This is a genomic window from Actinomadura chibensis NBRC 106107, assembly GCF_001552135.1.
GTDB lineage: Bacteria > Actinomycetota > Actinomycetes > Streptosporangiales > Streptosporangiaceae > Spirillospora > Spirillospora chibensis.
Window position 1 is genome coordinate 1 of the sequence record NZ_BCQP01000045.1, and the last position, 13,972, is coordinate 13,972.

Below are 13,972 nucleotides of genomic sequence, written 5' to 3' on the forward strand. Positions count from 1 at the left end.
CGAAGTCCCGGCTGGACGGCGGCAAGATGCTCCTCCGCGTCGACGACTCCGACCCGGCCACCGCCCGGACGCTGGAGGGCTGCGCGCACGCGGTGTCGGCGCTGGCGGCGCACCGGCTGATGGCCCTGGTCGAGCCGTACGTGGCGCACCGCGTCGAAGGGCACGCGCGGAAGCTGCTGGCGCCCGAGAGCATGGTCCGGGCGGTGTCGGTCGCGTCCGGGCTCGGCGCCACGTCGGCGTACACGTGGCTGGGCCTGCCGGTCGTGGCGGAGTTCGAGCGGGTCGCGGCGGCGACGACGCTGCCCGTCCTGCTGCTCGGCGGCGACGCGTCCGACGACCCGGGCCCGGCGCTGGACGGCTGGCGCCGCGCCCTGCGGACGCCCGGCGTGCGCGGCCTGGTCGCCGGACGGTCGCTGCTGTACCCGCGCGACGGGGACGTCCGCGCCGCCGTGGACGCGGCCGCCGAACTCCTGTGATCGGTGGACGATCCCGGGTAGGGGCCGGGAATGGACAGCGAAGCCACCCCGGTGCACGCCGACCTCACCCTGGTCGTGAACGGACGCGAACACCGGCTCAACGTCGACACGCGCGCGTCCTTGCTGGACGTCCTGCGCGAGGACCTCGGGCTCACCGGCTCCAAGAAGGGCTGTGACCACGGGCAGTGCGGCGCGTGCACCGTCCTGCTCGACGGGCGCCGCGCCAACGCGTGCCTCGCCCTGGCCGTCGCCCATGACGGAGCCGAGGTCGTCACGGTCGAAGGGCTCGCGGAGGGCGAGCGGCTCAGTCCCCTCCAGGAGGCGTTCATCGAGAACGACGCCTTCCAGTGCGGGTACTGCACGCCCGGCCAGCTCTGCTCCGCGACGGGCATGCTGGACGAGGTCGACCAAGGCTGGCCCAGCGCCGCGACAGACGACCTCAGCGCCGACCCCGTCCTGGACGACGACGAGATCCGTGAACGGATGAGCGGCAACCTGTGCCGGTGCGGCGCCTACGTCGGCATCGTCGCGGCCGTCCGCGCGGGGGCGCGGAGCAGGGAGGCGGCGGAGGCATGAGGCCGTTCACCTACGAGCGCGCCACCAGCGCGGAGGACGCCCTCAACCGCCACAACGGCGACGCCTACTACCTTGGCGGCGGCACCAACCTGGTGGACCTGATGCGCCTCGGCGTGGAGACCCCGGCCAGGGTCGTGGACGTCGCGCACCTCCCGTACGACCAGGTCCAGTTGAACCCGGACGGCGGCGTCCTCGTCGGCGCGGCCGTGACCAACAGCGCGCTCGCCGCCGACCGGACGGTCCGCGAAGGGCACCCGATGCTGGCGCAGGCCGTCCTGGCGGGGGCGTCCGGGCAGATACGCAACCTGGCGACGGTAGGCGGCAACCTCCTCCAGCGCACCCGCTGCTCCTATTTCCAGGACATCGCCAAGCCGTGCAACAAGCGGGATCCGGGAACCGGATGTCCGGCCATAGAGGGCGAGCACCACAATCTGGCGATCCTGGGCCATTCGCAGGCGTGCGTGGCGACGCACCCGTCCGACATGGCCGTGGCCCTGGCCGCACTGGACGCGTTGGTCCACATCAAGCGCCGTGCCGGAGCGCGCGTCGTCCCGATCGAAGGGTTCTACCGGCTCCCCGGTGACGCGCCGGAGCGCGACACCGTGCTCGAACCGGGCGACCTCATCACGGCGGTGGAGGTGCCCCCGCTCGGCATGCCGTCCCGGTACCGCAAGGTCAGGGAGCGCGCGTCGTTCGCGTTCGCGCTGGTCTCGATCGCGGCGGCGCTGGACGTGGCCGACGGCCGGGTGCGCGACGTCCGGCTGGCGCTGGGCGGCGTCGCCCACAAGCCCTGGCGGGCCCGCCGCGCCGAGGACGCGCTGCGCGGCGGGCCCGCGACGGCCGACGCGTTCCGCCGCGCCGCCGACGCCGAGCTGGCCGAGGCCGAGCCGCTGCGCGACAACGCCTACAAGGTGCCCCTCGCGCGCAACCTGATCGTCCAGACGCTGACAGAGCTGGCGGAGGCCGCAACATGACTCCACGGGTGGAGAGTCGGGAGAAGGTCACGGGTGCCGCGCGCTACGCGTTCGAGTACCCCGTGGAGAACGTCGCGTACGCGGCGGCCGTCCAGGCGAGTGTCGGACGGGGCGAGGTCCTGTCCGTCGACGTCGAGGCGGCGCAGAGGCTTCCTGGGGTGCTCGCCGTCCTGTCCTATGAGAACGCGCCGCGAGTGGAGAGCGAGGCAGACGGAGAACTGGCGCTTTTCCAGTCCCGGACGGTCTCCTACCGCGGACAGTTCATCGCGGCCGTCATAGGCGAGACGCTCGAAACCGCGCGGGAGGCGGCGCGTCTCGTCCGGGTCGAGTACGCGGCGGAGGAGCCGGACGTCCGGCTGCGCACCGACCATCCCGGTCTCTACAAGCCCGACAAGGTGAATCCCGTCTTTCCCACCGACACCGAGCTAGGCGAACCGGAGGCGGCGTTCACCGACTCTGCCGTGCGCGTGGACGTCACCTACACGACCCCCGCCGAGCACAACAATCCGATGGAGCCGCACACGACGCTCGCCCTCTGGGACAAGGACGGGTCCCTTCTGCTCTACGACTCGACCCAGGGCGCGTCGGCCGTCCAGGCGACGATCGCGAAAGTGTTCGGCCTCGACCCGACGCAGGTACGCGTCATCTCTCCGCACGTCGGCGGTGGGTTCGGTTCCAAGGGGATGCCCAAGCCCAACGTCGTCCTGGCGGCGATGGGGGCGCGGGTGACCGGGCGTCCGGTCAAGTTCGCCGTTCCCAGGCAGCAGATGTTCGCGACGACCGGCTACCGGACGCCGACCGTCCAGCGGTTCAGGCTGGGCGCCGACCTGGACGGACGCCTCAACGCGATCCTCCACGACGTGGTCGAGCAGACGTCCACGGTCAGGGAGTTCGCCGAGCAGACGGCGACGCCGACCCGGACGATGTACCAGGCGCCGCACCGGCGGACGTCCCACCGGCTCGTCGCCCTGGACGTCCCCACCCCGTCGTGGATGCGCGCCCCGGGCGAGACCCCCGGCATGTACGCGCTCGAATCCGTGATGGACGAACTGGCCGTCGTCACCGGCGTCGACCCGGTGGAGCTGCGCATCCGCAACGACACCGACCGGGAGCCGGAGAGCGGCCTGCCGTTCAGCTCCCGCAACCTCGTCGCCTGCCTCCAGGAGGGCGCCGACCGCTTCGGCTGGGCCGGGCGCGACCCCGCGCCCGGCTTCCGCCGGGAGGGCCGCAAGCTCGTCGGGACGGGCGTCGCCGCGTCCACCTATCCGGCCTACCAGCAGCCCGGCCGGGCGACCGCCCGCGCCGAGCCGGACGGGACGTTCACCGTCCGCATCGCCGCCGCCGACATCGGCACCGGCGCCCGCACCGCGCTCGCGCTGATCGCCGCCGAGGCCCTGAAGACCGACTTCGGCCAGGTCAGGGTCGAGATCGGGGACAGCGCGTTCCCGCGGGCCTCGGTCGCGGGCGGCTCGTCCGGGACGGCGAGCTGGGGGACGGCCGTCGTCCGCGCCTGCGAGTCCCTGCGCGGCAGGCTGAACGGCGAGGTGCCGCCCGAGGGGCTGGAGGCGTCCGCCGACACCTCCGCCGAGGTCAAGAACCGGGACGAGTACGCCCGGCACGCGTTCGGCGCCCAGTTCGCCGAGGTGGAGGTGGACGCCGACACCGCCGAGATCCGCGTCCGCCGCATGCTCGGCGTGTTCGCGGTCGGACGGATCCTCAACCCGGTCACCGCCCGCTCCCAGTTCATCGGCGGCATGACGATGGGCATCGGCATGGCGCTGATGGAGGAGAGCGTCATGGACGACGAGTTCGGCGACTACCTCAACCGCGACCTGGCCCAGTACCACGTGCCGTCCTGCGCCGACGTCCGCGACGTCGACGCGTTCTGGGTGGAGGAGTCCGACCCGCACCTGAACCCGATGGGGTCCAAGGGGATCGGCGAGATCGGCATCGTGGGCGCGGCGGCGGCCGTCGGGAACGCCGTCCACCACGCGACGGGCGTGCGCGTCCGCGACCTGCCGATCACCCCGGCGAGGCTGCTCCCGCACCTGTGAGCGGGCGCGCTCCCTACTGCCGGTAGCCCTCGACCTCTCCGGCGGGGCGGACGTGCGCGTCGTCCGGGTTCTGGCCCGCCGCGATGCGGGCCCGGCGCTGGCGCAGCAGGTCCCAGCACTGGTCGAGCGCCACTTCGAGCTGGCGGAGCCGCTGCCGCGCGTCCGCATTGCTCGTCTCGGCGCGCTCGTGCGCCTGCCGCAGCGCGTGCTCCTCCTCGATGAACTCGTTGATACGTTCCAGGATCGCCTTCTCGTCCATGAAATGGCTCCCGATCGTGGTTTTCCGGCCCGGTAGGGCTCAGGAGGGGCCGACAGATGAGAGCCTTGCATATACGGAGCCGCACACGGTAGCGGCGCCCCCGGTCCGAGGCGAGGAGCGGATGACGGTCTGGCGGATCACCGAAGGCGAGGGCGGTACCGAGCCCGGCGAGCGCGGCGTGCCGTGCGACATCGTCGAGCACGACACGGCGCTGCTGCGCATCGCCGCCGCGACCGGGTCCCCGTGGCTGCTGATGGCCGGGGAGATCGACGTCTCGAACTCGGCGGACGTGACGCGCGCCGTGCGCGGCGCCCGCGCCCGCGGGGCGGGGGACGTCCACATCGACCTCGGCGCCGTGGACTTCGTGGACGTCGCGGGCCTGCGCGCCTTCACGCTGGCGGCGGGCGAGCTGCACGAGCGGGGGCGGATGCTCGTCCTGCACGCGGTGTCGACGCACCTCGACAAGCTGTTCGGGCTGATCGGCTGGAGCGAGACACCCGGCCTGCGCATCCACTGCCGTCCCCGCGGCTGAGCCGCGGGTCATCGCTTCGCCATCCCCGTCTCGCCATTCGGCAAAGGCGTGGATCATTTGCCGGATATATCCCTCAACATCCGGTCTGGGGCAGTTTGATCCACTAAAGCCTGGTTAGGGGGGGTCTACAGCTCTCGATTCCAGAGGGGGATCTCATGGTAAGGCGTAGAGAGCGCGCGGAAAGGCCGGTGTCCCACGAGCACGCCGGGGCGGCGGCGGAGCCCGCCGAGGGCGCCACGACCGTGGCCCCGGGCCATCGCGGGGGCGACCTGCCCGGCGAGCACGCCCTGTGGGAGGACAGGACGCGCATCTCCTTGACGCCCATCGCGGCGCCGTCCATCCTCGGGCTGTTCGGGCTCGCGGGGGCGTTCATGATGGTGGGCGCCTGGCAGGCCGGCTGGTACGGCAACGCCGCCACGCCGCTGATCCTGTGGCCGTTCGTGCTGACCTTCGGCGGCCTCGCCCAGTTCCTGGCGGGCATGTGGGCCTACCGGGCGCGGGACGGCCTGGCCACCGCGGTCCACGGCATGTGGGGGGCGTTCTTTCTCGGCTGGGGCTTCTTCTTCATGCTCGTCAGCATCGCCGCTGTCCCGGTCGCGCTGGTTCCCACGATCGGCACCCTCCGTGAGGGCTTCGCCTTCTGGTGGGTGGCCCTGGCGGTGATCAGCGGGCTGGCGGCCCTCGCGGCGCTCGGCGCGAACCTGATGTTCTCGCTGCTGCTGGCGTGCCTCGCGGTCGGCTCCGGGTTCACCGCGGCCGGCTACTGGACCCCGTCCACCTGGGCCGTCCACGTCGGCGGCTGGCTGTTCGTCGCGGGCGCGGTCCTGGCCCTGTACGTGGCCGCCGCGATGATGATGGAGAACACCTTCGGCCGGACGATCCTGCCGACCTTCAAGACGCGCGTCGCGGGCAACGTCCCCGGGCGGCGCGGGACGAGGCCGCTCGAGTACCGCATGGGCGAGCCCGGGGTCCGGATCGGCCAGTGATCTCCGGCGTTTCGCCTTGACATTCCCGTTGCCCTATGCTGGGCCAATCCTGGGGAACGACTCTCGCGGGGGGACGACCCTCCGCACCCCCGGAGCGGCTCGGAAGGGGAGCGGGAATGTCATCGGCGGTCCGGCGGACGTGGCGGCGCCTCGTCCAGCGCTACACGCTGCTCTGCGCGCGTGACGACGCGGCGGAGCGCGGCGTCACGATCCCGAGCGGCATCTGGGCCTGTGTGCGCTGCCACCAGGCTCATCTCGAACTCTCGGCCCTCCACCACCACCTCCGCACCGAGCACTCCTGACCCCGTCCCGGGCCCCGGTCACAGGAACTGCGCGATGGCCTGCTCCAGGCGGTGGACGGACAGCGACTCCCCGGCGAGCCCCTTGGTCACGTCGAGCAGCTCTTTCAGCCCGCCCGGATAGTCCAGGCAGGTCGTGAGGATGGCGAAGCAGTCCAGACGCGCCTCGGCCTGCCGGGAGACGGCCCCCGCGATGTCCCGGCGCAGCGCGCCGACCACGCGCTCGCGGCCCTGGACGGAGCTCAGCAGCGGGACGTCCAGCATCCGGTCCACCAGCGTGAGGATCGTCGGCCGGTCCGGCGCGGCCTCCCCGGCGAGCGGCGGGGGCGGGAGCGGGGGCGCGGCCGTCGTCGCCACGTCGAGCGGAGCCTCCGGGCGCGGGGCCGGGACGCCCGGGACGCCTGGGATGCGGATCCACGCCGGGGCGGCGGTCTCCTTGACGGAGACGTCCACGCGCCGGTAGTCGTCCGGGACGATCCGTCCCGCCGCGCGCCGGACGACGTCCTCGAAGACCCGCTCGGACACGATCACCGAGAACCACGCCCCCGACTCGCGGAGCGCCTCCTTGAACGCGGGCGCGTCCAGGATCCGGAAGGCGTGGTTCACGGCGGTGCCCACCAGCCCCCGCCCGTCGAAGTCGGCGTCGCCGGTGTGCACCGACACCCGCAGCCTGATCCGGGCGATGTCCGCGGCGACCTTGTTGTAGCGGGCCAGTTCGGCGCGCAGCGTGTCGGCGACGTCGACCAGGAGCGGTTCGACGGGGACGTCGGGCGGCAGGGCGACGAGCACGCCGTCCCCCCGGTCCTCCCAGTAGGAGTCGGCGAAGGAGATCCCCCCGGCCGCGAGGCTCGTCTCAAGGCGCGCGTACAGGGCGCCGCGCATGTGCCGCCGGACGTCGTCGGTCCGGGACGCGTCCCCGAAGCCCGCGATGTCGCACGCGAAGATGACGCAGTGCCCCGAGGGGCGCCACCCCGCGCGGCGGATAGGTTCGTCCGGCGGTTCGTCAGGCGTCATCGGCCCGCTGGTCCCTCCGTCGTCGCCGGCCCCCCGGCTTCAACTTTCCTGGCTTCCGGCCGTCCCGGCAAGCGCCCCGCGCACGACCCGTGGGGGGCGTCACAGCGGCGTCGGGGCGATGTCGCAGTCGAGCAGCCGCCCGTCCCCGGCGGCCAGCACGTCCGGATGGTCCGCGCCGAGGGCCTCCGCCAGCGCGCGGACCGGCTCCCCGCCGCCGCGGTCCAGGCCGAGCGCGGCGCGGATCACCTGGTGGTTGTGGGCGGACGCCAGCGTGTAGACGTGGCCGGGCCCGTACCGCTCCCGGAACCGCTCCAGCGTCTCGTTGGACCGGATGCGGGCCGCCTCCAGCCGCCCCATGCGGAACAGGTCGTTGGCCAGGCCGACCGAGCAGCACAGCGCGAAGTAGTGGTCGGCGCCGAGGCTCTCGCGCAGCGCGTGCGCGGACGTGTCGTCGAGGACCCGCGCCGCGTCGTGGTCGCCCGACTCGCGCAGCGCCGTCGCGAGGTCCGCCGCGCAGGCGTGCGTGAACGGGTGGTCCATGCCGAGGACGTCGCGGTGCCCGGCGAGGGCCGTCTTCCCGAGCCGGTGGGCGCCGCGCGCGTCGCCCGTCGCGAGGTGGGCCTGGACGAGCACCCGCCGCGCGGCGAGCGTGTCCGGGTGGTCGTCGCCGTAGCGCTGCCGGTGCAGCCGCAGCGTGTCCTCCGCGAGGGCCCGCGCCGCCGCGTGCGCGCCGAGCTTGCGCAGCGCGACCGCGTGGCTCATCTCGGTGTGCAGGACGAACGCGTGGTCGGCCGCGAGCGTCTCCCGCATGATCGTCAGCGCCTCCCGCTGGAGCGCGGCCGCCGCGCCGTAGTCGCCGAGCCCGTGCAGGTCGCGCGACAGCTGGCTCATCGCGAGCAGGGTGTTGCGGTGCCGCGGCCCGAGGCTCGCCCGCAGCTGGCCGAGGGAGTCGGCGTCGATCCGCCGCGCCTCCTCGAACTCGCCGAGCAGCCGCAGGTCGATGCCGACGTTGTTGGCGACGCGGAGCGTCTCGACGTGCCCGGTCCCGAACAGCCGGCCCATCCGGCGCAGCGTGTCCTGGTCGAGGTCGAGCGCCTGCCGGAACGCCCCGCGCAGCCGCCGGTCGGCGGCCACGTTGCGGGCGGCGCGCATCGTCGCCGAGTGGCCGGGGCCGAACCGCTCGGTCGTCCGCCGGTGGATGTCGGCGTTCAGCGCGTTCGCGGCGGCGAGGTCGCCGAGGGCGCGCAGCACGGTGCCGAGCTCGCGGCCCGCGATCAGCACCGACTCGCCGTAGGGGCCGAGCTCGGGCCGCCAGCGGGCGAGCGCGGTCTCGGCGAGCGCGCGGCTGCCCTCGAAGTCGCCGCGCAGGTACAGGTAGCGCATCTGGTCCAGCGCCACCCTCCGGACCTCGGCGGACGCGCCGCCGATCACCCCGGCGGGCAGCACGTGCGGGGCGATCTCGGCGCGGATCCCCCAGGTGGTCTCGTCGTCCGGGGGCGTGCGCGGGGTGGCGGCGGCGAGGATCCGGTGCACCCGGTCCTGGACGGCGGCGCGCTCGTCCTCGGTGAGCCTGTCCTGCAGCATCGCCCGGACGAGCCGGTGGACCTGGAGGCTGCACGTCCCCGCGTCGTACCGGCCGAGGGCGTAGCGGTTGATGTCGGACATGGCGCGGCGGAGCCGGCCGGTGTCGGCGAGCGTCGCGCGCAGCCCGCGGGGGAGCCCGTCGGCGGCGCCCGCCGACAGCAGGCCGCGCGCCACCGGCTCGGGGCCGAAGAACGCCCAGAGCTCCAGGAGGCGCCCGGCGGCGGGGGAGTCCTCCAGGAGGCGTTCGAAGGCGAGGCCGAGCGTGGCGGCCAGCTCCGCCGGGTAGCCGGGCGGCGGGGCCGTCCCCGGCGCCTGCCGCAGCCTGTGGTTCAGGAGCCGCAGGTACTCCCGGCTCGGCCGGCCCGTGACGGCCTGCCACGCCGCCGCCTGCTCGACCGCGAGCGGCAGGTCGCCGACCCGCCCGGCGAGCCGGTCCGCGTCGGCGGGGGCGAGGCCGGGCACGCGGCGGCGCAGCAGCGCGACGCTCTCGGCGCGCTCGAAGACGCCGACGCCGGCGGCGGCGGTGCGCTCGGCCCACCGGCGGTCCCTGGAGGTGACCAGCACGTGCCCGCCGGGGACGGCCGTCGTCAGCGGCCCGTCCGCGTCACGCCGCACCGGCATCAGCGGGACGATCTCGTCCGGGTCGGCGGCGTTGTCGTAGATGAGCAGCCAGCGGCGGTGCCGCCGGCCGGCGCGCAGGGCGTCCAGGAGCCGCTCGACGGTGCGGTTCACGTCGTCGCTGAGCGGCGTGCCGAGCCGCCGGGCGAGGTCGGCGAGCGACGACCTGGCCAGCGTGATCTGCTCGGCGGGGACCCACCACACGAGGTCGTAGTCGGCCGCGTGGCGGTGCGCGTACTCGACGGCGAGCTGCGACTTGCCCTGCCCGCCGAGCCGCCGCGGGTCGGCGGGCAGGAGGGACGTCACGGCGGTGGAGACTTTCGTCCCGATGTCGCGGAGCAGGGTGTCGCGGCCGGTGAAGTGGGGGTTGCGCGGCGGCAGGCCGCCGCCGAGCAGCGGGGCGGGGCCCTCGCGGGTGTCGCGGGTGTCTTCGTCGTCCGGCTCGTCCCGGGTCGCGCCCTCGCTCCCGGACGGCGGCGGCCCCGGCGGCGCCGGGTCCCGCGCCGCCTCGGCCAGCCGCTCGGCGAGCCGCGCGTACCGGCCGCCGAGCCGGGCGAGGACGCGCGCCGCGACCTGCGCGAACGGCGGGTCCTGGCGGAGGTCCTCGGCGCCCTCCCCGACGGCCCGCAGCAGCGCGGGGAAGTCCTGCGACGAGCCCCACCGGCCCCGGACGACGTCCCACACGCTCCGCAGGACGCCGAGCGCCTCGGCCCTGCCGAGCCCGCTGAGCAGGACGTCGCGCACCCCGTCGTGGAACTCGTACTCGACGCCGTCCGGGTCGGTCCCCGGGCGGGCGCGGCGCATCAGGCCGCCGAGGAACACCTCGGCCAGGTGCGCCGAGGTCGACTCCGGCAGCGTCGCCTGCTGGACGAGCGACATCACCTCCAGCCGCAGCGGCGCCGCCGCGAGGTAGCGCGCGAGCCGGAACGCCGTCGGCGAGGACGCGGCGCGGAACCGCTTGACCCGCTCGTCGGCGGGCCGGTCGCCGTCCTCGTCCATCTCGCCGTGGACGTCCCGGATCGGCGGCGCGTCCGTGAACACGGCGACGGCGGCGGTCGGGCCCGTCCCGGCGCCGACCAGCTCCGCCCACGGGCGCAGCCAGCGGGGCTCCAGCTCCATCACCGGGATCGCGACGCCGGGCGGGACGCCGAGCCCGCCGCGCGGCCGGACGGTCAGCCGGCGGTTCGGCTGCCCCGGCCGGTCGGCGCTGATCCAGACGGGCTCCGCCGGCGCCGCGCACCGCCACCACAGCCGCTGCGGGAGCGGCTGGAGGATCGCCACCGGGGCCGTCCGCGCCCACCGCTTGAGGACGGCGGCGGCGCGCCCGTCGCCCCAGGCCCGCCCGATGCAGTCGCTGAAGACGAGGACGACGCGGCGGCGGGTCGGGTCGATCAGCTCGTCCGGGCTGCGTCCCGGCCCGGACGACGCCTCCCCGGTGCGCAGCACGAGCGTCTCGTCGTCGGTGTCCAGCCGCCACACCCGGACGTCGCGGAACGCGCCGAGCCGCTCCATCAGCGTGCGCAGCTCGGCGGCGAGCCGCGTCCAGACGACCATGGACGAGCCGCCGTCGACGACGAGCGCGAGGTCGAGCCACCGCTCCGGCGCGGGCTCCATGAACGGTTCCCAGATGCCCGTCTCCGCGACGCGCTGCGCCGTCGCGCCCTCGACGAGGCGCCGCACCGTCGGGGACGAGGACCGGACGCGCAGCGGGCGCAGCGCCCGGGCGAGGCTCAGCGCGCGCGGGATCGCGGGCGCCGCCGGGGCGCGGACCGGGTCGCCCGGCGCCCGCGCCGTCCCCGCGACGTGCAGCCTGGCCTGCGGCGACGCCACCGGACCCGGCCGCCGCCGCGGCGCGGCGAGGTCGGCGTCCGGCGGCTCGACGACCGCGGGCGGCCGCACGTCGTGGGCCGGTTCGGGGCCGGGCGGCGCGGGCGGCCGCGCGGCGGCGGGCTCCGCCGCGGGCGCGAACCGCGCGAGCCAGAGCGCGTCGGCGATCTCCTCGGCGGTGGGCTGCGGATCGAGCGCGCGCAGCGCCTCGATCAGCCGGCCGATCATCCCGGTCCGGGCGCGCCCAGCGAGCGCATGATCGCGGCCACCAGCTCCCGCAGCGTCGCCTCGGACGGCCGGGATCCAGTCGTGCACAGGTAGACCGCGTTGAGCAGCTGGTCGGTGGCGAGGTCGCCGCGCTCGCGCCGGTCCAGGAACTCCCGGACGAGGCCCGCGCTCGCGGTCCGCGCGGCCTCGCCGAGATGGGCCTCGACGATGGCGGCGAGCTGCTCCGGGCTCGGCGGCTCGATCACCAGCCGGACGCAGCGCCGCAGGAACGCCGGGGGGAACTCCCGCTCGCCGTTGCTCGTGATCACGACGAGCGGGAACGCGTCGCACTGGACCCGGCCCCGCTCGACCGGCACGCGGTCGGGGCCCTTGGCGGGCATGACGTGCACGACCGGCTGGTCCTCCGGGAGGCGTTCCAGCTCCGGGATCGTGTAGCCGCCCTCCTCGAAGACGTTCAGGAGGTCGTTCGGTAGGTCGATGTCGCTCTTGTCCAACTCGTCGATGAGCAGCACTCGGGGGCGCGGGCCCGGCAGCAGCGCCGTGCCGAGCGGGCCGAGCCGGATGTAGCGCCCGATGTCGGGCGCCTCGGTGGCGGCGCCGGGCGCGGCGGCCCGGCGCAGGCTCGTCTCGTGCAGCCGTCCGATCGCGTCGTAGCGGTACAGGCCGTCCTGGAGCGTCGCGCGGCTGGTGATCGGCCAGTCGAGGACGGTCCCGAGCCCGAGCTCGTGGGCGACGTTGTAGGCGAGCGTGGACTTGCCCGTCCCCGGCTTGCCGGTGACGAGCAGCGGACGCCGCAGGTGCAGCGCGACGTTCACCATCTTCACGACGTTCGGGTCCGGACGGTACGACAGCGCCCGCTCCAGGCCGTCCCGGTGCGGCCGCGCGCCGTTCGCGGTGTCGAAGCGCCGCCAGGGCGGCGGCTCGGGCAGCCGGTCGAGGCCGTCGTGGGTGGTGCCGTCCCCGCGGTAGATCAGCCACTCCGCGTTCGACCGGTCGGCGGTGACCGGGTCCGTGTCCGCCACGGAGACCTCCAAAGGGCGGCTCAGGCCGGCGCGTTCAGCCGGACGTAGGGTTCGGGCAGCCGGTCGGCGTCGTCGAAGAGCAGCGTCAGGTCGAGGCCGAGGTGGTCCCCGTCCGGCGCGCCGTCGAGCGCGCGCAGCGCCTCCCGCCGCAGGGACAGGACGCTCTCCGGCAGTGTCAGCGCCCCGGTGTCCAGCAGCTCCTGGAACTCGTGCGCGAAGCGCTCCGGGTCGCGTCCGCGCCTGCACCAGGCCACGATCGGGACGCCCGCCTGGAGCGCGGCGCGCAGCTCGGCGGAGGCGTCGCCGCCGTCCGGACCCGGCGGGAACGCCATCGCGAGGCATACCGAGGGCGTCTCCGCGAGAAGCATGCTGTAGAGACTCTCACCGCCGTACCGGCCGGGCTGTGTCACCCAGCACACCTTGGCGCTGTACGGGTTGTCGCGCAGCCAGTGCCATTTCCGGAGCCAGTGGTGGTGGGAGGACCGCCTGCGCATCCGGTCGAGGCTGCGGACGACCACCGGGTGCTCGATGCCGAGGCGCCGCTCCAGGCCGTCGACCGAGATCCGCAACTGGTCGAAGGGCGTCCCGAGCAGGTCGCCGGGCAGCACGAATTCCAGCGTCATGTCCGGCGTGGGCCGGTTGACGACCTGGGGGTTCTCGCTCAGCAGCTCCTTGACGAGGGCGGGCAGCCCGTCGACCGGGACGGGGTCGCCGTCGTCGCAGTGGAGCATCAGCCCGTGCTCGCCCTCGACCTGGAACCACGCGGAGGCGAGGTACCGGTCGGCGGCCGGCCCGTCCGGGCGCAGCTCGATGACCAGGTAGCTGGGTGGCGCGGCGGCGCGTGGCGGGGCCGCGGCGATGCTCCGGCGCACGCCGAGCCGGTGCGCCCTGCCGTCCGCCCAGCCCCGCAGGTCGGCGGCGAGGCGGCCGGTCGCGTACGCGGCGAGTCCGTCGACGAAGGCCAGCAGCGGCGGGACGCCGTCGCCGCCGAGGGTGAGGTCCTCCAGCCTGGCGAGGACGCCGCGCAGATCGCCGGGGTCGACGTCCAGCGCGGGACCGGACGGGCCGGCGACCTCCCAGTAGAGCGCCCGGACCGTGGCGGGCGCGACGGCCTCGGCGGCGTGGTCGCGAAGGGCCCGGACGAGGAGGTCCAGCTCGCGCCGTTCCCGGGGCAGCAGCAGCGGCTCGGGCAGCAGCTCGTCGACCAGGCGGCGGAACTCCTCCAGCGGCGTGCTGCCGCCGTGGAGGTGCTCGACGACGGTCATCAGCGCGTGGAAGGCGCCGGTGTGGGAGAGGCAGGAGTCGACGAGATGCCAGATCTCGTTGATGTCCTTGTCGTCCCGGGTCAGGGGGAGCGGGTGGCCGAGCTCCCGTTCCAGCAGCAGAAGGCACAGATCACGGGAACCGCGTTTGCGCAGCGCGTCCATTCTCCACAGGGCCTGTACCAGGCGGGACTGATCCTCCAACGTCAGCGACCAGGTCACGTTCGACATTCACCCACTTCGCTACCGAACCGAGGCGGG

At 74.6% G+C, this 13,972-nt stretch carries 12 protein-coding genes; 7 read left to right on the forward strand and 5 right to left on the reverse strand.

The genetic code is table 11. The features are described from left to right. The 4 genes from ACH01S_RS44605 to ACH01S_RS25730 all read left to right on the forward strand — a co-directional run. On the forward strand, positions 1-476 hold a 476-nt coding region (locus ACH01S_RS44605; protein ID WP_441359668.1), incomplete at its 5' end, for a Cgl0159 family (beta/alpha)8-fold protein. A 30-nt stretch (positions 477-506) separates the two neighbouring features. After that, positions 507-1,052 carry a (2Fe-2S)-binding protein gene (locus ACH01S_RS25720; RefSeq protein WP_174564912.1) on the forward strand — a complete coding sequence of 182 codons (546 nt, stop codon included), beginning with the start codon at positions 507-509 and terminating at the stop codon, positions 1,050-1,052. After that, positions 1,049-2,026 carry an FAD binding domain-containing protein gene (locus tag ACH01S_RS25725; protein ID WP_067896596.1) on the forward strand — a complete coding sequence of 326 codons (978 nt, stop codon included), beginning with the start codon at positions 1,049-1,051 and terminating at the stop codon, positions 2,024-2,026. Before ACH01S_RS25720 ends, ACH01S_RS25725 begins: the two co-directional genes overlap by 4 nt. Beyond that, complete coding sequence (locus tag ACH01S_RS25730) at positions 2,023-4,080, forward strand: xanthine dehydrogenase family protein molybdopterin-binding subunit (RefSeq protein WP_067896600.1); 2,058 nt, start codon at positions 2,023-2,025, stop codon at positions 4,078-4,080. Before ACH01S_RS25725 ends, ACH01S_RS25730 begins: the two co-directional genes overlap by 4 nt. Positions 4,081-4,093: 13 nt before the next feature. On the opposite strand, the gene ACH01S_RS25735 is transcribed toward ACH01S_RS25730, so the two are convergent. Beyond that, positions 4,094-4,339, reverse strand: a complete 246-nt coding sequence (locus tag ACH01S_RS25735) for a DUF2630 family protein (protein ID WP_067896603.1) — start codon at positions 4,337-4,339, stop codon at positions 4,094-4,096. Positions 4,340-4,460: 121 nt separating this feature from the next. Here ACH01S_RS25735 and ACH01S_RS25740 point away from each other — a divergent pair, with 121 nt between their 5' ends. From ACH01S_RS25740 to ACH01S_RS25750, 3 genes are all read left to right on the forward strand, one after another. Continuing rightward, positions 4,461-4,871 (forward strand): STAS domain-containing protein, encoded by a 411-nt coding sequence (locus tag ACH01S_RS25740; protein ID WP_067896605.1) that lies wholly within the window; start codon positions 4,461-4,463, stop codon positions 4,869-4,871. Positions 4,872-5,059: 188 nt separating this feature from the next. Continuing rightward, positions 5,060-5,857, forward strand: a complete 798-nt coding sequence (locus ACH01S_RS25745; RefSeq protein ID WP_148344372.1) for an acetate uptake transporter family protein — start codon at positions 5,060-5,062, stop codon at positions 5,855-5,857. Positions 5,858-5,973: 116 nt separating this feature from the next. After that, positions 5,974-6,159, forward strand: coding sequence for a hypothetical protein (locus ACH01S_RS25750; RefSeq protein WP_067896608.1), 186 nt, complete (start codon positions 5,974-5,976; stop codon positions 6,157-6,159). Positions 6,160-6,177: 18 nt separating this feature from the next. Here ACH01S_RS25750 and ACH01S_RS25755 read toward each other — a convergent pair whose 3' ends face one another. The 4 genes from ACH01S_RS25755 to ACH01S_RS46175 all read right to left on the reverse strand — a co-directional run bounded on the left by ACH01S_RS25755 (position 6,178) and on the right by ACH01S_RS46175 (position 13,942). Next, on the reverse strand, positions 6,178-7,170 hold the full coding sequence (locus tag ACH01S_RS25755) for an effector-associated domain 2-containing protein (RefSeq protein ID WP_067896610.1): 993 nt from the start codon (positions 7,168-7,170) through the stop codon (positions 6,178-6,180). 99 nt (positions 7,171-7,269) lie between these two features. Beyond that, a complete protein-coding gene (gene fxsT / locus ACH01S_RS25760; protein ID WP_067896613.1) occupies positions 7,270-11,427 on the reverse strand; it encodes an FxSxx-COOH system tetratricopeptide repeat protein in 4,158 nt (1,385 codons plus the stop codon). Beyond that, positions 11,424-12,449 carry an AAA family ATPase gene (locus tag ACH01S_RS25765; RefSeq protein ID WP_067896616.1) on the reverse strand — a complete coding sequence of 342 codons (1,026 nt, stop codon included), beginning with the start codon at positions 12,447-12,449 and terminating at the stop codon, positions 11,424-11,426. Before ACH01S_RS25765 ends, fxsT begins: the two co-directional genes overlap by 4 nt. A 20-nt stretch (positions 12,450-12,469) precedes the next feature. Beyond that, positions 12,470-13,942, reverse strand: a complete 1,473-nt coding sequence (locus ACH01S_RS46175) for a VMAP-C domain-containing protein (protein WP_222869209.1) — start codon at positions 13,940-13,942, stop codon at positions 12,470-12,472. Positions 13,943-13,972: the final 30 nt, after the last annotated feature.